Below are 16,994 nucleotides of genomic sequence, written 5' to 3'. Positions count from 1 at the left end.
CCAGTCGAGCGCGGTGTGCGCACGCTTCTAGGCGATCACGGCCTAGAGTTAATCCTAGTGATCCGCGGGTGTCGTCATGTCGGCACCGTCGACATGACCAGGAGGACTTATGAAGCGCGTCCGTCACCTTGCACTGTGCTTCGCCGTCGTGGCAGGCCTGAGTGCCTGTACCGGTTCGGAATCGTCTTCTCCTTCAACTTCCCCACAGACAACCCCGCCGAAGAGTTCCACCAGCTCGGCGCAACCGTCGACGGCGGGTACGACACCCGTGGCGACGCCGTCGGACCCGGATGAGGCGGATGATGGCTTTGTCACCGGCATGTCGCAGAGCGAAGACTACCTCAATGTCTCCGGTACCTACGTGCCGGTGTCCTCGCGTCTGGGTGGGCACGACGGCTACGACCGACTCGTCGTCGAATACTCCGCTGGCGACGGTGATCTGCAATGGTACGCGCAGTGGGTAGACGAACCGATTAGCGACGGCAAGGGAGACCGTATCGACATGGGCGGCGCCACCTACCTGCAAGTGTCAGTCAGCGGAGTCACTTACCCCGAGCAAGCAGACCCACCGTCACTTAATCCCGCCGCAGTGGCCGATACAACCGTTATCCAAGACGCCGATGTGGCCTATCCCTTCGAAGGATCTCACCTCATTTACATCGGTACAGACCGCGAACGCTCCTATCGCATCACGCGTCTCAGCGATCCGGACAGAATCGTCATCGACATCGCACGCGACTGAGAGCACAAGAGAACGTTCACGCGTACGCACGGCCGTGCATGTTCCCCTGCCGCTCGAACACGGCATATGCCGACGCCGGTCAATTCCCGCGTCGGCCATCACGGATACGACGTAGAAAGGCGCTCGTACCTAACAGTCCGGTTGTCAGCAGCAGCCGCGCCCTCCTTCGTTCGGCTCGACGACGTCGTGCCTTGTTACGGGCGTTCTGCACACGGTACGGGTCACCGTCGATGGTCCGGTCCCAGCGGCGCTTCCGCGGCGTCAGCCCAGCAGAAGCCGGGTCCTCGGACCGCAGTAGCGCCAGCTCGTCGGTGATCGTCGTCATCATCGACTCTGTCATGTCGGTGAGCAGCTCATAGGTCGCGTCACTCCCCCAGAACTGTTTTAGGTTCAACGGCGCGGTGAAACGCACATCCAACCGTGAGGATTGCCGCCCAAGCCTTTGCCAGGCCACTTTCCCTGTCCATGGATCGATAAGGCCCTCATTGCCCCAATGGGCGAGACCTACCACCGGCACACCCGGGAATCTCAGGGCCAACCGTGCCGCACCGGTTTTTGCCCGCATTGGCCACTTCTCGGGATCGCGAGTGAAGGTTCCTTCCGGGAAGACGACGACGCATTCGCCCCGTTGCAACCTCTCGGCCATCTCGGTCATAGCGGCAGCTGCGTCGCCTTCGCCATCATCGGAACGGTGAACCGGAATCTGGCCCATTCGCCGCAGAATCCACCCCACCACCGGCACCCGGAACAGATCCGCCCGCGCTGCGAAATGCGGGGCGATCCCCGCCTCATAAAGCGCGACGCCCACCGTGAGCGCATCAAGGTGGCAGGTGTGATTGGCGACAACCAACAGGGGGCCGGTAGGGAGCGTCGCCGCACCGTCGACTCGCATATCCTGTATGGCATGCGTGAGCGCCACCAACGGTGGCGCGACAAGGCGCATCACCAGTGGCCCCGGCCGCTGCCCGCGCCGGGACCGCCAGGCAAGGCGTGTGTGGGCGCACCGCGTCCGCAATCTGGAGAAGAGTCCAACGTCCTCGGCCACTCCTCCTCCCCGCAGCGCCGCCACATTCACTGCGGCAAGAGCCGAACAGCTCGGCTCATCGACCGCGCGTGCCTCACTCCGCAATCTTTTCAACATCTGCGCCCAACGCTCCGAGCTTCTGCATGAAGTGCTCGTAGCCACGGTCAATGATGTCGATACCGGAAACGAGTGAGCAGCCATCGGCTGCCAGAGCGGCGATCAGATGGGAAAACCCGCCGCGCAAATCGGGCACTTCGATATCTGCGGCGTGAAGTTTGGTCGGCCCCTGAATAACCGCCGAGTGATAGAAGTTACGCTGACCGAATCGGCACGGCAGTCCGCCCAGGCACTCTCGATAGGTCTGGATGTGGGCACCCATTTCCACCAGGGCTTCGGTGAAGCCGAAGCGGTTCTCATACACGGTTTCGTGCACGATCGAGATTCCGGAGGCCTGCGTGAGAGCGACGACGAGCGGCTGTTGCCAGTCGGTCATGAAGCCGGGGTGAACGTCGGTCTGCAGTGCCATCGAATGGAGCTCACCGCCCGGATGCCAGAAACGGATGCCGTCGTCGCGCACATCGAATGCTCCGCCAACCTTGCGGAAGACATTGAGGAAACTCGTCATTGCCTGTTGCTCGGCACCGCGTACAAAGACGTCTCCGCCGGTTGCCAGTGCAGCGCAGGCCCAGGAACCGGCCTCGATACGGTCGGGCAGAGCCGTATGGGAGAAGCCGACGAGGCGATCAACGCCTTCGACGCGAATTGTCCGATCAGTGTCCACCGAAATAATCGCACCCATCTTCTGCAACACCGCGATCAGATCCATGATTTCCGGTTCAATCGCAGCATTGGTCAGCTCTGTGATACCTTCGGCCATTACTGCCGTCAGCAGGGTCTGCTCAGTTGCACCAACCGATGGGTACGGCAGGCGGACCGGACGCGCCTTGAGCCCCTTCGGCGCAACCAAATGCATACCGGCCGGCTCTTGGATGCGCTTGGCGCCGAAGTCCTCCAGCACGTTGAGATGGAAATTCACGGGGCGGTCACCGATATGGCATCCGCCTAGATCCGGGATAAAGGCCTCACCGAGGTTATGCAGCAGCGGTCCCGCAAACAGAATGGGGATGCGCGAGGACCCGGCCAAACGGTCCATTTCCTCCGGATTCTCGGGCAGGTGGGTAACCCCGGGGGTGATGGATAGAGTCCCGGCTTCCTGGTCATAGTCGACCTGCACGCCGTGTAATCGGAGTAGCTCCGTAACGACCTCAACGTCCCGGATCAGGGGTACGTTGCGTAGCGTCGAAGTCTCGGGGGCAAGCAAGGTGGCAACCATTGCCTTTGACACGAAGTTCTTTGCCCCGCGTACGGTGATTTCGCCAGAGAGCGGTGTTCCGCCTTGTACCCGGAGTTTCGTCATATTCTTCCCTTCGGCACCCGGCCAACCGTGTTCGCCCAGCTGGCCGCCTTCTAGAGAACTGTAGGCTATACCAGAATAGCTCTCTAGGCCAACGGTGCATCTCCACTCACCGGCCGCGCGGAGACCACTTCAACTGCGGGAAGGTGCTTTTGGGGTAGAGTCGCGGGTTTGAAACTCGGGCGGGCCGCCTCGTACGCCGTGATAGCAGCCTCATCGCGCAGAGTCAGCGCGATATCGTCCAGCCCTTCCATCAAGCACCAGCGGGTGTAATCGTCAAGCTGAAAATCGCAGATGAAGGCACCACAGCGGACCTGGCGTTCGACCAGGTCCACAGTTACTTCCAGCCCCGGCTCGTTTTCGAGAAGCTTCCACAGTTGCTCAATGTCTTCCTGGGTACACACCCCGGCCACTAGGCCCTGCTTGCCCGCATTGCCGCGGAAAATATCCGCGAATTTCGGGGCGAGCACGGCGCGGAAACCATAATCCTTCAGCGCCCACACCGCGTGCTCGCGCGACGATCCAGTGCCGAAATCCGGGCCCGCCACCAGCACAGAACCACGCCGGTACTCCTCACGGTTGAGCACGAATGCAGGATCGCGCCGCCAAGCCGCGAATAGTGCGTCGTCGAACCCGGTCCGGGTAATACGTTTGAGGTAAACGGCAGGAATGATTTGATCCGTATCGACCGCCGAGCGGCGCAGCGGAACTCCGATACCGGTATGAGTGGTGAACTTCTCCATGGTCTCGTCCTCTCGATTCGTCGCTCAGTTCAAATCCGCCGGGGTAGCGAAGGTACCTTTCACTGCGGTGGCCGCAGCCACCAGCGGTGAGACCAAATGCGTCCGGCCACCAGGCCCCTGCCGTCCCTGGAAATTACGGTTCGACGTCGACGCGGAACGTTCACCCGGCGAGAGCTTATCGGGATTCATGGCCAGGCACATGGAACAGCCCGCATTTCGCCATTCCGCGCCGAAATCGAGGAATATCCGATCCAGGCCCTCCGCCTCTGCCTGCAGACGCACGCGGGCGGAGCCGGGAACTACAAGTACCCGCAGCCCCTCCGCCTTCTTCCGTCCCTTGATCACGGAGGCGACCGCACGCAAATCTTCGATTCGACCGTTAGTACACGAACCGATGAACACCGTATCAACCGCAATCTCGCGCATGGGTGTGCCCGGAACCAAGCCCATATACTCAATGGCCGACTCCGCCGCCCGCCGCTGGGTCTCATCGGCGATATCCGATGGCTCAGGTACGACGCCGGAGATGGGAATGCCCTGCCCGGGATTGGTCCCCCAGGTAACGAAGGGCTCCAACTCGGATGCATCCAGATCAACAACCGCGTCGAACACAGCGTCGTCGTCGGAAATGAGGGTCCGCCAGTACGCGACTGCCTCGTCCCAGTTCTCCGGCGCGTTGGGACGTCCCTTGATGTAGTCGAAGGTTGTCTCGTCCGGGGCGATCATGCCGGCCCGGGCTCCCGCCTCAATCGACATATTGCAAATCGTCATCCGCGCTTCCATCGAGAGCGAACGGATCGCCTCGCCGCGATACTCAATGACATGACCCTGCGCACCATTGGTGCCGATTTTCGCGATGATGGCGAGAATAATGTCCTTGGCGGTTGTTCCCGGCTTAAGCTGGCCGCTCACGTTCACGGCCATCGTCTTAAATGGCGCCATGGGAAGCGTCTGCGTGGCCAGTACGTGCTCGACCTGCGAAGTGCCGATACCGAAAGCGAGCGCTCCGAAGGCTCCGTGCGTCGACGTGTGCGAGTCGCCACACACGATGGTCATACCCGGCTGTGTGAGTCCCAGTTGCGGGCCGACAACGTGCACAATCCCCTGATCCGCGTTACCTAGCGAGTACAGCGGTACACCGAATTCCTCGCAGTTCTCACGCAGTTGGTTGATTTGTGCGCGCGAGGTCTCGTCGGCAATTGGCAGGTCGATATTCACCGTTGGAGTATTATGGTCCTCGGTTGCAATCGTCTGTTCCGGGTGACGAACGCGTCGACCGGCTAGTCGTAGCCCTTCGAAGGCTTGCGGGCTTGTCACCTCATGGACAAGCTGCAGGTCGACATATAGCAAGTCCGGGGAACCGTTCTCCCCGTGCTTAACGATATGATCGTTCCAAACCTTTTCTGCGAGGGTTCCGCTCATTACTACTCCTTGCTGGCCGTGAAACTACACTCGCGCAATGCGATACTGCCACGCGTTTGCATCTCACGCTTTGAGATGAGAATATCAGAGCATGGACAGTTCGAAACCGTCATCCAATTCTGCGGTCGATGGTGACCTCAAGGCAGGCGCGGCCGAAGGAAGCGGCGTCGGTGTACTTGACAAAGCTGCCTCCGTACTCAGTGCACTTGAGTCGGGTCCGCAGACCTTGGCGCAGCTCGTCACCGCAACCCATCTGGCACGACCGACAGCGCATCGCCTCGCGGTAGCACTGGAGTATCACCGCATGGTGGCTCGCGACATGCAGGGACGATTCGTCCTCGGTCCCCGCCTGGCCGAGCTGGCATCAGCAGCTGGTGAGGACCGCCTTCTGGCTGCTGCCGGCCCGATACTCACGGCATTGCGCGATCACACCGGCGAATCGGCGCAGTTATTCCGGCATCAAGGCGAACAACGGGTGTGTGTAGCCGCAGCCGAACGCGCCATGGGCTTACGTGATTCCATCCCGGTAGGTGCAACGTTGTCCATGAAGGCAGGTTCGGCCGCGCAGGTGCTGCTGGCCTGGGAGGAGCCGGACCGTTTACACCGGGGCCTGCACGGAGCAAGCTACACCGCCACCAATCTGTCAGCCGTACGACGTCGTGGCTGGGCGCAGTCCGTTGGCGAACGCGAACCCGGAGTTGCCTCCATCTCCGCACCCGTGCGCGGACCATCCGGCCGAGTCATCGCCGCCGTCTCGATATCCGGCCCAATTGAGCGAATGGGTCGCCAGCCGGGGCGCCAACATGCGGCTGCCGTGGTCACTGCCGCGAATCGTCTCAGCGATGTCCTGCAGACCACGGAAGGCCTTGAAATGCCCGACGAGGACCACGACTGACGAGACGCTCGTCACCCGATCCGCCCCGCTGAGCTACAGCGCGACGGGGTGTCGCTTTGTGATCGCTCGCCGCCGTGATTGATCGCCACTGACCACATCCGGTGGGATATGCCGTGGCTCGACGTCGCCCTGGCATACGATATAAGGATGAGAAAAACCCTTCTGGTCACCAATGACTTTCCGCCCCGCAAAGGCGGGATCCAGACGTACCTTGAAGGCTTTGCTCGGCTACTCGATCCCGAGCAGTTCGTCGTCTATTGTTCCAGCCCGCCCGGCGGAGGCGCCGAAGAATACGACGGCGCCCAGCCGTGGCGCACCTACCGTTACCCCGGCACCATGATGCTCCCCACACCGCGGGTGCGGCGCGAAATGCAGCGCATTATCCGCGAGCATTCGGTGGACAACGTCTGGTTCGGAGCGTCAACGCCGCTGGGAATCATGGGCGAGGCCGCCCGAGACGCCGGAGCCACGCATATTATCGCGACCACGCACGGACATGAAATCGGTTGGTCCATGCTGCCCGGAGCACGCCAATTTCTGCGCCGCATCCTCACTCATGCCGATACCGTCACCTATCTCACCGAGGCAACCCTGCGCCGTTTACGCGGCTGCCTGGGCGATGTCCACCGCGTGCGCCTACCCGGTGGAATCGACCCCGAGGCTTTTGCATTCTCCGCCACCTGGCGCACTGCTCTGCGTGAGCGCTATGGGATTGCCGATGACGCGCCCGTCGTGGTGTGCATCTCCCGCCTGGTCGAGCGCAAAGGGCAGGACACACTCATCGCGGCTTGGCCGCAGGTATGCGCCCGCTTCCCGAGAGCACAGCTGGTCATCGTCGGAAAAGGTCCCTACGAGGCTCGTCTGCGGGAGCTCGCTGCCACCTCTCCTGCCGCGGATGCCATTACCTTCACCGGGGAGGTGCCTTACGAGGAACTTGCTGCCCACTACAGTTTGGGAGATATCTTCGCCATGCCGTGCCGCACACGTGGCGGGGGCTTGGACATCGAAGGACTCGGAATTGTGTATCTAGAGGCCTACGCCGCCGGACTTCCCGCGATCAGCGGAGATTCCGGCGGTGCTCCCGAGGCTGTTCTTCCCGGAAAAACAGGCCTGGTTGCTTCCGGCCATAGTGTCGAGGCCAGCATCGCCGCTCTGTGTTATCTACTTGAAGACCCGGATCGCGCCAAGGCGATGGGCCGCGCCGGTAAGGAGTGGTTGGATCAGGCTTGGCGCTGGGATATCCTCGCTCGCCCCTTACTGGAAGAGCTCTCGTGACTCGTCTCTTGCGAGCCGCCATCGGAAAAGTCAGCCGTCGCACCGCTAACTAGCCCGCTGTTAATTCGCCACCAGGAGGAGGCCACAGGGTCATGATCGCAATTCTTATCTTCACGATTGCCGCAGGTTGCGCGCTGCCCATTCAGACGGCAATGAATTCTCGGCTCCGCGCCGGATTCTCTCAGTCCGATGACGCGAGGGCTGTGCCAAACGGCGATGGCCGCGAACTCATGCCTGTCACTGGATCTTCGGCTGAAGACGGAGCAATCACCGCGGACGGAGCAAGCGCTCCCGGTGAGTCCATGCCCTCCGGCGGGGCTTTCCCCTCGGGCCCATCCGCCCCCTCCGACCGCGCGGTCCCTCGTGGCGACGGGGGCAAGCCGGCTTTTGTCCGGAGGTCCCCCTCCGCCCGACGGGCGAGCCTGCAGGCCGCAGTCGGCGCTGCCCTTGTCGCCTTCATCGTGGGCTCGCTGACGCTCGCGCTCGTCGCCCTAGTTCGTGGTCTTCCCCTCACGGTCGCACCGCATACGCCGCTATGGGCTTTCTCCGGCGGCCTGCTCGGTGCCACCGCACTTGTCGCGCTGATACTGCTTTTCCCCCACATTGGCGCCGCCGGTTCGGTCATCCTGCCGCTAATTGGGAAGATCGCAGCTGGCGTCCTCATAGATTCTCAAGGTTGGTTCGAATCCCTGGTACGCGCAATGTCGCTGCCACGCCTCCTCGGCGTCCTCGCGGTGCTGCTCGGCATTTACCTCGCGATTATCGGGCCGACGCAAGGGTGGCACCGACGTCGCGTCGGCGATAAGGCGTCCACTCGCACCGGCGAAACGACACTCACCTCCAAAGCACGCAGCACAATCACACCTGTTTATTTTCTACTCGGAGCAGGCGTCGGCGTGCTGTCCGCCGTGCAAACAGCGGTTAATGGCCGCCTCACCGTGGCCATGGGATCGTCGATCTCATCGGGCCTGGTCTCCTACTCCACCTCCACGGTTTTCCTTCTCCTGCTGCTGATTGCACTGCGCTGGCGGCCACGCCGGATACCGCTTACGCCATGGTGGATGTGGTTGGGAGGCCCGCTCGGCGCCGCATTCGTAGTGGGCCTGGCTAGTGCAGCTCCGGTTATCGGCACCGGACCGGCGATCCTTGTCGCGCTGTGCGGCCAGATCACCGCCTCGGTTGCCATAGACCACTTCGGTTGGTTCAGCACGAAAGTCTCCCCACTCACTGTGGAGAGGCTCTGTGGTGCCGCACTGGTAGCCGTAGGCATGTGGGCCTACTCCTTGCTGTGATCGAGCGGTTGCCGGATTCGACGTCGCCAACATTGACCATTCGCCATTCCTTGCGCTGAACGCCACGCAGCCCGAGCCGGTAGCATAAGAGCATGCGTCGTCTTGCTATGACGTCATGTTCCGATCCGTTGTTCCCCTGGGCCGACGAACATTTGCCGACTCTCAGTTCGGCGCTCGCCGCAGCGGGTTATCATCTCGACGCACGCGCCGTCGTGAATGCCGCCGCCACGCAGCCCGCCGAACGCTGGGATCCGCAGTTGCGCGCCGACCTGCTCAACGCCGCCTATGCCGACGAGCAGGCTGTCGGCATCGTCGATATCTCCGGCGGAAATCTGGCCAACGAGGTCCTGCCCTACCTCGATTGGCCCCTCATCTCCAGCCATCCGAAGCCACTGATCGGTTACTCCGATCTTAGTTGTGTGCTCGGCGCCATCTCGGCTCGAACCGGCCAACATACCGTCTTGTGGAATCTCCTGGCCGGACTGCGCCGTGGCTTTGACCCCTTGAACCATGTACTCAACGCGGTGATATGCCGTCCGGACCGAGTGATAACCGAACCGGGCATCACCGCTGCGGAAGTTTTACGACTTCCATGGACGGGAGGGAATCTACGCTGCTTTCTGAAACTAGCGGGTACACCTTACTGGCCCGATGTCACCGGCAGCGTGTTCCTCATCGAGTCTCTCGGCCCTTCCTTGCGAAGTATCGTCGGCTATCTCGCCCAGCATAGCCAGGCGGGAACCTTCCACAAGGTGCGGGCCGTCGCCGTCGGACAGCTCACCCGTATCGACGAAGCCGGACAACGGGCCACGGCACTGGAGATTATCCGCCATTATGCGCCCGGCATACCGGTTGTGGAGGTGCCCGACGTCGGGCATTCCCCAGATTGCGCAGCGGTTACTCTCGGCACCGGTATCCCCTCCCACCCCTGATTCCAGCACTGCGGTACGCCGGTGCTGCCACCTCAACCACACACCATTGCCGCAACTGCTGCGGCACACCTCCCGCCTACCCGGCTTCTTCCTACCCGCTCGGCTTCTCCCTACCCGCTCGGCTTCTCCCTACCCGCTGCCGAGGCGAGACCTCCGCCCCAGCGATACCAGTGCACGCACCTCGCTGAGCAGCACAAACATCCAAGTACTTGAAAGTGCGCCACATCACACCTATTGTGAGTAGTGAGTTGCTCGCCGAAAACACCTCAGGAGGAAACATGCAACGATGCAGCTCAGCGCTCGCGATACTCGCCAGCGCCGCATTAGTACTAACAGCTTGTTCCGGGAGTGACACCGAGAACACCACAACGGACTCCAGCGGCCCCACAGTCAATGTCGAGGATCTGGATCTGCCGGATCTCTCCGGCCAAACCCTCAATGTCGCCGCAGACTGGTCCGGCGCAGAACAGGAGAACTTCGAGGCCGTTCTCGACGAATTCGAGAGGCAAACAGGAGCGGAGACTGTCTACACATCGCTGGGCAACAACGTCGCCACAACACTCGGTACTCAGATCGAGGGTGGAAAGCCGCCAAATGTGGCGTTGATTCCACAACCCGGGCTCATGACGCAGCTAGCCCAAGACGGTTCGATCTCCCCGCTCGCGGATGATGTCCTTGAGGAAGTACAGGCCAACTATTCGGATACGTGGCTCGACCTCGGTACCGTCGACGGCACCTCATATGGAGTCTGGTTCAAGGCCGCCAACAAATCGACCATCTGGTACAACGTCGCCGCCTACGAGGATGCTGGAGTCGACATTCCCAAGAGCTGGGACGACTTCACCACGACCCTGCAGACGGTTTCCGACTCGGGTGTTCCCGGCCTCGTTGTCGGAGCCGACGTCGGATGGCCGTTGACGGACTGGTTTGAAAACGTCTATCTACGTACTGCCGGTCCCGAAATGTACGACCAGCTGGCCAACCATGAGATTCCTTGGACCGATGAATCGGTGAAGGAGGCGTTGACCATTCTCGGCGAGCTTTGGGGCAATGATGACATTGTTCTGGCCGGCGGATCACAGCGCACATTCCCGGATTCTGTCACCGCAGTTTTCCGCGATACCCCGGAGGGCGCGACTGTCTACGAGGGCGACTTCGTCGCCGGTAACATCACCGACCAGACGAACGCCGTCGTCGGTGAGGACGCAAACTTCTATCCGTTCCCGTCTATCGACGACTCCCCACAGTCCGTTATGGGAGCCGGAAATGTCGCCGTCGCCTTCGACGACGGCGAGGGCACACAGGCACTGATGAAGTACCTGGCGTCCCCAACTGCTGCGAATATTTGGATTGCCAAGGGTGGGTTCACATCGCCGAACCAAAACGCTGACATGGCTCTTTACCCCGATGACACCTCACGAGACATCGCTCAGCAACTGGTAGACGCGGAAGTCTTCCGCTTCGATCTCTCCGACCTCACACCCACGGCCTTCGGTGGGACCGAAGGCCAGGGCTTCTGGGCTGAAATGATTACCTTCTACCAGAACCCATCCGATGTTGACGGAACCGCGCAACGCCTTGAGGAAGCGGCCGTCAGCGCCTACGGCGGATAAGGGAGTCGCGCACCGCCATGAGCGTGAAAGCACACACTACGACGCAGGAGCGCGCCGGCCAGTTGCGGGGGCGCAAACCCCGCAAGGTGGATGACCCGCGCCTGCTCCTTGCCATCCTATTGGGGCCGGCGCTCCTCATACTCGTGGTGATGGTCGTCTATCCGATCATCTACTCGGTGTGGCGTTCACTTTTCGACGACGCCGGTACCTTCGTCGGCCTGGAGAATTACGCAACGATGTTTCGCCGTAGTTCCACGTTCACGGCGGTGCGCAACAATCTCATATGGGTTGTTGTCGCGCCGATCATATGTACGGTGCTAGGCCTCATCTTCGCCGTGCTGATGGATAAGGTGCGCTGGAAAACAGCGTTCAAACTGGTGATCTTCATGCCGATGGCGATCTCCATGCTTGCATCGGGCGTCGTATGGCGGGCAGCTTTCTCCCCGGATCCGAATAAGGGCCTTGTGAATGCGATCCTCGTCCATGCCAAGAATGTATTCGATGACTCCACCACCTATCCGAACGCCCGCCCACGCGACGACCAAGGCATCAGCCGTACCTCCAGTGGCGATGTCACAACCGATGGTCTCTACCGCGCAGGCGATGTCGCTTTGTTCCCTCTCGTAGGTATCAATCAAGACAGCGTTGCGGATGCGGAGGAAGCGGTAGCCGCCCAGGCGAACGACAATGCCATCATCGGGACCGTGTGGTTGGACTTCGTCAAGGGCGGAGGAGGCGAAATTGGTCAGATCGATGGTGGCAAACGCGGCCTGCGAGGAATCCAGGTGGAAGCAATTGCTGCCGATGGCAGTGTCGCCGCAACTGCCACAACCGAGGAGGACGGAACCTTCATCTTGGATGTTCCCGGTGGCCAGGAGTTCACGGTTAGTCTGCCGGCAGCCAACTTCTCCGCCGCGCCTAGCGGTGTGAATTGGCTTGGGCCATCACTGATCACACCGGTTATCATCCTCGCCTTCATCTGGATTTGGGCAGGCTTTTCGATGGTGATGATCGCGTCCGGACTCTCGGCGGTCGATCGTTCACTCATGGAAGCCGCACGCACGGACGGTGCCAACGAATGGCAGGTGTTCCGGCACATCACCGTTCCGCAACTGATGCCGGTGCTCTCCGTTGTACTGGTTACCCTCATGATCAATGTGTTGAAGATCTTCGACTTGGTCTATGTGATCTCTCCGGGTGAGTCGAAACCGGCTTCTAACGTGGTGGCGGTTCAGATGTGGACCGAGTACGGCGCGCGTAATTTCGGGATGGGTTCCACTCTGGCGGTTTTCCTGCTGCTTATGGTCCTCCCCTTCATGATTATCAACATCCGTAACTTCCGCCGAGGTGGTCTGTCATGAGTGCAAAGCATGCCTATAACGCGGCTACGCCTCCCAGTAGCGCCGCGGATCGCGGGAATGGTGCCGCGGCCGCGCAGGTGGACTCGGATGCGAGCGAGCAATCGCGCACAATTGTGGAAGGCACCCGCATCGTCACCTCAGCGCACGCCACCGTGCAACCCGTCTCACTGCACCACAAAGGGCGCAGCATTGCTTCGCGCCTCGTCGGATTCATAAACCGCGGGGCCGTCAATGTTGTTCTCATCATTGTGGCCGTCATGTGGATGCTGCCCACCTTCGGTCTCCTCGTCTCTTCCTTGCGCACGAATACTGCCTCGGAACAGTCGGGGTGGTGGACCGCATTTGGTGACCTGTCGCAGTTGACACTGGATAACTACGCGCGGCGCCTCTCGTCACCCTCCTTTGCCAGAGCGCTGCTCAACACGGTTCTGATCGTTGTTCCCTCGACCTTCCTCGTTGTCGCGCTTGGTGCAATGGCAGGGTACGCGCTAGCGTGGATCCGGTTTCGTGGCCGCGATTGGGTGCTGGTTGCAACCGTTGCCCTGATGGCCGTGCCGCTGCAGGTCTCCTTCATCCCGCTGGCACGGCTCTTCCGCGACATGCATATCTTCGGTACGCGTTGGGCGGTCATTCTCTTCCATACCGCTTTCGGGCTGCCTTTCGCGGTCTACCTCTTACGCAACTTCTTCCGCCAGATTCCCGCCGAAATGCTTGAGGCGGCACGGATCGACGGCGCCAATGAGCTCTACATCTTCGGACGGATCTGTTTGCCACTGGCGCTTCCTTCGATCGCTTCGCTGACGATCTTTCAGTTCCTCTGGTCCTGGAATGACATGTTGGTGGCACTGATATTCGCCGGCGCGAACGACGCACCGATCACGGTCGAGCTACAGAAATCACTGCGCAACTTCTCCGCCAACATCGACCTGCTCTCATCGGGCGCTTTCCTGTCGATGCTCGTTCCTCTGCTCGTCTTCTTCGCCTTCCAGCGCTACTTTGTGAACGCACTTATGGCCGGATCGACGAAATAGGTGTGTGAGTGCGCGACGAGAATCGGGCCGGGCCTCGGGAGCTGCATCTGTGCGCCGTCGAATACTGTGGTACTCCCAGCCGGATTTGAACCGGCGTTACCGCCGTGAGAGGGCGGTGTCCTAGGCCGCTAGACGATGGGAGCCTAAACACCTGAGCCTAGTGCCCGCCGGGTTTGCCGCCGGTCACGAGCGCAGGTGTGGGCTGACCGGATAGGCCAGCTCGTACTCCTAGCCGGATTTGAACCGGCGTTACCGCCGTGAGAGGGCGGTGTCCTAGGCCGCTAGACGATAGGAGCTCGCGTCAACTTTGCGGGAAGTCCCGCGTGGCCCAGGCAGTGCCAGGACCGTTGGCTGGGGTACCAGGACTCGAACCTAGAATGGCTGAACCAGAATCAGCTGTGTTGCCAATTACACCATACCCCAAGGGTTCTACCGCCTTTCAGCGGCGCCAGAAGAATAGGCTACCCGATCAGAGCGCGAGGAGCAAAGCGCTGGCTCGTGGAGCACGTCACGCCTTCGATTCACTCGCCCTGTTCTCGCTGTCTGCGTGCCGAACTTCGCTCCAGCATTCCTAGCAGCTACCACACCATTAGGTCATTGCCAGCCGCGCGTCAATCTTTGGCAGCGATAGCTGCTTCTCGTTCCGCGTCAAGCCACAGCACCTGTCCCGGAACCCACCCCGTCATCATCGTCCACGCCGGGCCGCCCAATCGCTCCTGGTCCAGAGGCAATGGTGCATATTGGCTGCGCAGCGCGGCACCTATTGCAAGATGTACCCCGTCATAGTCCCGCGCCGCCGAGTACCAGTCCACGGTATAGGCCTGGCCCGGCACATCGCCTTGCCATCCGTATCTCAGCACATCGCTATCGATTAAGCGGGCGGGGTATCGTTCCACTAGGTCCACCCAGTGCTCCGGACCTTCAACATCGTAGACCCTACCCTGGCCACCGGGAGCTTCCCCGTAGCGCAGCGAGGCCGGGTCGGCCTCGTCGCTGTCATCTCCAAAGGCCAGATACGTGCAGGGTACGTCCGCCAGACCCGCGGGGATACGCCGATAACTCTCAAACGCGGGAAGTATCAATTGGCTCGACGGCCACCACAGGGCGCCACTAATTGTGGGATACGGCGAACTGGCACTGCGGCGCTGCGGGTCGAGATCCGACTCGGATGTGCGGTACCACGGATATTCGGATGGCTGGTAGCGCTCACTCCACCAGGCCAGCTCCGGGCGTGCCAGCACCGCCGTGATCACGTCATCGAGGCGGTGACGAAGCTCTTCACCAAGAACTTCATCGACCGCAGCGACTTGTTCGGCCTCACCGAAGCCGTAGGTCACCGTGGCAGCTGTCAACGCGGCGACGGCGGCCCTGGCGATGGGTTTGCCGGCTCGCAGCGCTGCAGTGCACCGGGACGCTGTTTCACGCACCGCCGCAACGTAGTCAGTCGGCTCAAGGAAGGGATGCCCCATGACGAAGGCCAGTGAATTCGCCGTGAGATCCCCCTCCTCGTCCTGCAGCGCGTCGGCAAAGTGATAGCACCATGTCCGCGCGAGGATACCGGGGCGTGGTGTTGCGCGCGGCAACCGCGCACTGAGCGCCGCCGGCATGTTCGCCGCCTGCGCGGGTTCATGTTGCAGGCGGCGTCGGAAGCGATATCCGCCGAGTCGTAGGCCTGCACGGATTCCCATGCTTCGCCTAACGAACGATTCTCGTAAGAAGCTGTTCGATGCGGGTCAGCGCTTCTGCCTTGCCCAAGATGGCGATTGAATCGACGACCGGGATCGAGACATTCGTTCCGGTCATCGCCACGAACAGTGGGCCGTATGCGAGACGAGGCTTGATTCCCAGCCTGTCGACAAGTTCGGCATCCAGCGCGGGCTTGATCGCCTCCGGGGTGAAGTCCTCCAGTCCACGTAGTACGTCCGCCGCGGCTCGCAAAGCATCCGGCGCAGAGTCCTTTAGCTTGCCGATAGCTTTTTCGTTGTATGTCAGGTCGACGGCGTTGACGAAGAGGAAGCGGAGCAGTTCGCCTACTTCCCCGAGCAGCTGCATTCGGGTCTGCGCGAGGGGTGCAGCGGCGTCGAGCCTGGCGCGTTGTTCATCCGTCAACTCGTCATAGGCGGATGTGGCAACAACCCCTGCCTGCTGGAGGTAGGGAACGAGGCGTGCCGTGTAATCAGCAAGGTCCAACTGTCGAATATGCTCCGCGTTGATCGCCACGCATTTCTTGTCGTCGAAACGGGCGGGGTTTGGATTGACGTCGCTAATGTCGAACGCGGCCACCATTTCATCCTTTGAGAAGATGTCGTGGTCAGGCGCGATGGACCACCCGAGAAGACCGAGATAGTTGAGCAGACCTTCCGGTATGATCCCGCGTTCACGATGCAGGAGAAGATTCGATTCTGGATCACGCTTAGAAAGTTTCCGGTTCCCCTCTCCCATGACGTAGGGCAAATGGCCAAAGCGTGGAGTGAATTTGGCGATGCCAAGCTCTTCCAGCGCCAGGTACATGACGATTTGTCGCGGTGTGGATGACAGCAGATCCTCACCGCGCAGGACATGCGTGATTTCCATCATTGCGTCGTCGACCGGGTTGGTCAGCGTATAGAGCGGGTCTCCCCCGGCGCGAACAATTACGTAGTCCGGGACCGAACCGGCCTTGAAGGTGATCTCGCCCCGGACGAGGTCGGTGAACGTGATGTCTTCATCGGGCATACGCATGCGCAGAACCGGTTGCCGACCTTCGGCGCGATACGCGTCTTTTTGCTCTTGGGTGAGAGTGCGGTCATATCCGTCGTAGCCGAGCTTCGGATCGCGCCCAGCGTCTCGGTGCCGTTTCTCGACCTCCTCCGGTGTGGAGAAGGATTCGTATGCATAACCGCCCGCCAGGAGTTTGGCGGCGACGTCGGCATAGATTCCGGTGCGCTCCGACTGCCGGTAGGGACCGTGCGGACCGCCGACACCAACACCCTCATCCCAGTCGAGTCCCATCCACTGCAGCGAGTCAATGATGGCGTTGAAAGACTCTTCCGAGTCGCGGGCGGCATCGGTGTCCTCGATGCGGAACACGAAGGTGCCGCCTACGTGCCTGGCATATGCGTAGTTGAACAGGCAGGTGCGCACCATTCCAACATGAGGAGTTCCAGTGGGAGATGGACAGAAGCGAACGCGGATATCGGAACCCGCAGCAGTTGTAGTAGCCATGATGATCCAAGGTTATCGCGTGCACCACGGTGACGCCGAATACGCG

General features: G+C 61.1%; 14 protein-coding genes and 3 tRNA genes. 8 read left to right on the top strand and 9 right to left on the bottom strand.

Translation table 11 applies throughout. The features are described from left to right. Nucleotides 1-109 precede the first annotated feature (109 nt). Nucleotides 110-742 (top strand): hypothetical protein, encoded by a 633-nt coding sequence (locus tag EKN07_RS01095; protein WP_108715434.1) that lies wholly within the window; start codon nt 110-112, stop codon nt 740-742. Nucleotides 743-821: 79 nt separating this feature from the next. Here the strand turns inward: EKN07_RS01095 and EKN07_RS01090 are convergent, their stop codons facing one another. From EKN07_RS01090 to leuC, 4 genes are all read right to left on the bottom strand, one after another. Beyond that, a complete protein-coding gene (locus EKN07_RS01090; RefSeq protein ID WP_164505462.1) occupies nt 822-1,883 on the bottom strand; it encodes a lysophospholipid acyltransferase family protein in 1,062 nt (353 codons plus the stop codon). Then, complete coding sequence (gene murA / locus EKN07_RS01085) at nt 1,861-3,183, bottom strand: UDP-N-acetylglucosamine 1-carboxyvinyltransferase (protein ID WP_126145444.1); 1,323 nt, start codon at nt 3,181-3,183, stop codon at nt 1,861-1,863. Before murA ends, EKN07_RS01090 begins: the two co-directional genes overlap by 23 nt. A gap of 83 nt (nt 3,184-3,266) precedes the next feature. Next, complete coding sequence (leuD, locus tag EKN07_RS01080; RefSeq protein ID WP_108715432.1) at nt 3,267-3,923, bottom strand: 3-isopropylmalate dehydratase small subunit; 657 nt, start codon at nt 3,921-3,923, stop codon at nt 3,267-3,269. Nucleotides 3,924-3,947: 24 nt separating this feature from the next. Continuing rightward, nucleotides 3,948-5,345 (bottom strand): 3-isopropylmalate dehydratase large subunit, encoded by a 1,398-nt coding sequence (gene leuC / locus EKN07_RS01075; protein WP_108715431.1) that lies wholly within the window; start codon nt 5,343-5,345, stop codon nt 3,948-3,950. A 91-nt stretch (nt 5,346-5,436) separates the two neighbouring features. Here leuC and EKN07_RS01070 point away from each other — a divergent pair, with 91 nt between their 5' ends. The 7 genes from EKN07_RS01070 to EKN07_RS01040 all read left to right on the top strand — a co-directional run bounded on the left by EKN07_RS01070 (nt 5,437) and on the right by EKN07_RS01040 (nt 13,744). Further along, entirely contained in the window at nt 5,437-6,240 is an 804-nt protein-coding gene (locus EKN07_RS01070) for an IclR family transcriptional regulator (protein ID WP_108715430.1), read from the top strand. A 147-nt stretch (nt 6,241-6,387) separates the two neighbouring features. Continuing rightward, on the top strand, nt 6,388-7,515 hold the full coding sequence (locus EKN07_RS01065; RefSeq protein WP_126145443.1) for a glycosyltransferase family 4 protein: 1,128 nt from the start codon (nt 6,388-6,390) through the stop codon (nt 7,513-7,515). A gap of 92 nt (nt 7,516-7,607) precedes the next feature. Further along, complete coding sequence (locus EKN07_RS01060) at nt 7,608-8,807, top strand: DMT family transporter (RefSeq protein ID WP_126145442.1); 1,200 nt, start codon at nt 7,608-7,610, stop codon at nt 8,805-8,807. 92 nt (nt 8,808-8,899) lie between these two features. After that, nucleotides 8,900-9,739, top strand: coding sequence for an LD-carboxypeptidase (locus EKN07_RS01055; RefSeq protein WP_126145441.1), 840 nt, complete (start codon nt 8,900-8,902; stop codon nt 9,737-9,739). 278 nt (nt 9,740-10,017) lie between these two features. Beyond that, the gene (locus EKN07_RS01050; protein ID WP_108715426.1) at nt 10,018-11,352 is read left to right on the top strand and encodes an ABC transporter substrate-binding protein; all 1,335 of its coding nucleotides are present in this window, start codon (nt 10,018-10,020) and stop codon (nt 11,350-11,352) included. A gap of 17 nt (nt 11,353-11,369) precedes the next feature. Continuing rightward, entirely contained in the window at nt 11,370-12,713 is a 1,344-nt protein-coding gene (locus EKN07_RS01045; protein WP_126145440.1) for a sugar ABC transporter permease, read from the top strand. Next, nucleotides 12,710-13,744, top strand: a complete 1,035-nt coding sequence (locus tag EKN07_RS01040; RefSeq protein WP_108715424.1) for a carbohydrate ABC transporter permease — start codon at nt 12,710-12,712, stop codon at nt 13,742-13,744. Before EKN07_RS01045 ends, EKN07_RS01040 begins: the two co-directional genes overlap by 4 nt. Nucleotides 13,745-13,811: 67 nt before the next feature. Here the strand turns inward: EKN07_RS01040 and EKN07_RS01035 are convergent. The 5 genes from EKN07_RS01035 to gltX all read right to left on the bottom strand — a co-directional run bounded on the left by EKN07_RS01035 (nt 13,812) and on the right by gltX (nt 16,948). Beyond that, a tRNA-Glu gene (locus EKN07_RS01035) sits at nt 13,812-13,887 on the bottom strand. 80 nt (nt 13,888-13,967) lie between these two features. Next, nucleotides 13,968-14,040, bottom strand: a tRNA-Glu gene (locus EKN07_RS01030). Between the two features lie 52 nt (nt 14,041-14,092). Further along, nucleotides 14,093-14,167: transfer RNA gene (locus EKN07_RS01025), tRNA-Gln, on the bottom strand. Nucleotides 14,168-14,355: 188 nt separating this feature from the next. Then, nucleotides 14,356-15,432 carry a hypothetical protein gene (locus EKN07_RS01020; RefSeq protein WP_108715423.1) on the bottom strand — a complete coding sequence of 359 codons (1,077 nt, stop codon included), beginning with the start codon at nt 15,430-15,432 and terminating at the stop codon, nt 14,356-14,358. A gap of 7 nt (nt 15,433-15,439) precedes the next feature. Then, nucleotides 15,440-16,948 (bottom strand): glutamate--tRNA ligase, encoded by a 1,509-nt coding sequence (gene gltX, locus EKN07_RS01015; RefSeq protein WP_108715422.1) that lies wholly within the window; start codon nt 16,946-16,948, stop codon nt 15,440-15,442. Nucleotides 16,949-16,994: the final 46 nt, after the last annotated feature.

This window comes from Actinobaculum sp. 352 (assembly GCF_003957265.1).
In the GTDB taxonomy this organism is placed as follows: domain Bacteria; phylum Actinomycetota; class Actinomycetes; order Actinomycetales; family Actinomycetaceae; genus Asp313.
Note: the sequence above shows the minus strand (reverse complement) of the source record. Positions and strands in the feature narration are given on the sequence as shown.

Excerpts from the sequence above, each read along its gene's own strand:
- leuD (WP_108715432.1), bottom strand. The coding sequence starts at position 3,923 with ATGGAGAAGTTCACCACTCATACCGGTATCGGAGTTCCGCTGCGCCGC.
- EKN07_RS01045 (WP_126145440.1), top strand. The coding sequence starts at position 11,370 with ATGAGCGTGAAAGCACACACTACGACGCAGGAGCGCGCCGGCCAGTTG.
- EKN07_RS01070 (WP_108715430.1), top strand. The coding sequence starts at position 5,437 with ATGGACAGTTCGAAACCGTCATCCAATTCTGCGGTCGATGGTGACCTC.
- leuC (WP_108715431.1), bottom strand. The coding sequence starts at position 5,345 with ATGAGCGGAACCCTCGCAGAAAAGGTTTGGAACGATCATATCGTTAAG.
- murA (WP_126145444.1), bottom strand. The coding sequence starts at position 3,183 with ATGACGAAACTCCGGGTACAAGGCGGAACACCGCTCTCTGGCGAAATC.
- EKN07_RS01060 (WP_126145442.1), top strand. The coding sequence starts at position 7,608 with ATGATCGCAATTCTTATCTTCACGATTGCCGCAGGTTGCGCGCTGCCC.
- EKN07_RS01090 (WP_164505462.1), bottom strand. The coding sequence starts at position 1,883 with ATGTTGAAAAGATTGCGGAGTGAGGCACGCGCGGTCGATGAGCCGAGC.
- EKN07_RS01065 (WP_126145443.1), top strand. The coding sequence starts at position 6,388 with ATGAGAAAAACCCTTCTGGTCACCAATGACTTTCCGCCCCGCAAAGGC.
- EKN07_RS01095 (WP_108715434.1), top strand. The coding sequence starts at position 110 with ATGAAGCGCGTCCGTCACCTTGCACTGTGCTTCGCCGTCGTGGCAGGC.
- EKN07_RS01040 (WP_108715424.1), top strand. The coding sequence starts at position 12,710 with ATGAGTGCAAAGCATGCCTATAACGCGGCTACGCCTCCCAGTAGCGCC.
- EKN07_RS01055 (WP_126145441.1), top strand. The coding sequence starts at position 8,900 with ATGCGTCGTCTTGCTATGACGTCATGTTCCGATCCGTTGTTCCCCTGG.
- EKN07_RS01050 (WP_108715426.1), top strand. The coding sequence starts at position 10,018 with ATGCAACGATGCAGCTCAGCGCTCGCGATACTCGCCAGCGCCGCATTA.
- EKN07_RS01020 (WP_108715423.1), bottom strand. The coding sequence starts at position 15,432 with ATGGGAATCCGTGCAGGCCTACGACTCGGCGGATATCGCTTCCGACGC.
- gltX (WP_108715422.1), bottom strand. The coding sequence starts at position 16,948 with ATGGCTACTACAACTGCTGCGGGTTCCGATATCCGCGTTCGCTTCTGT.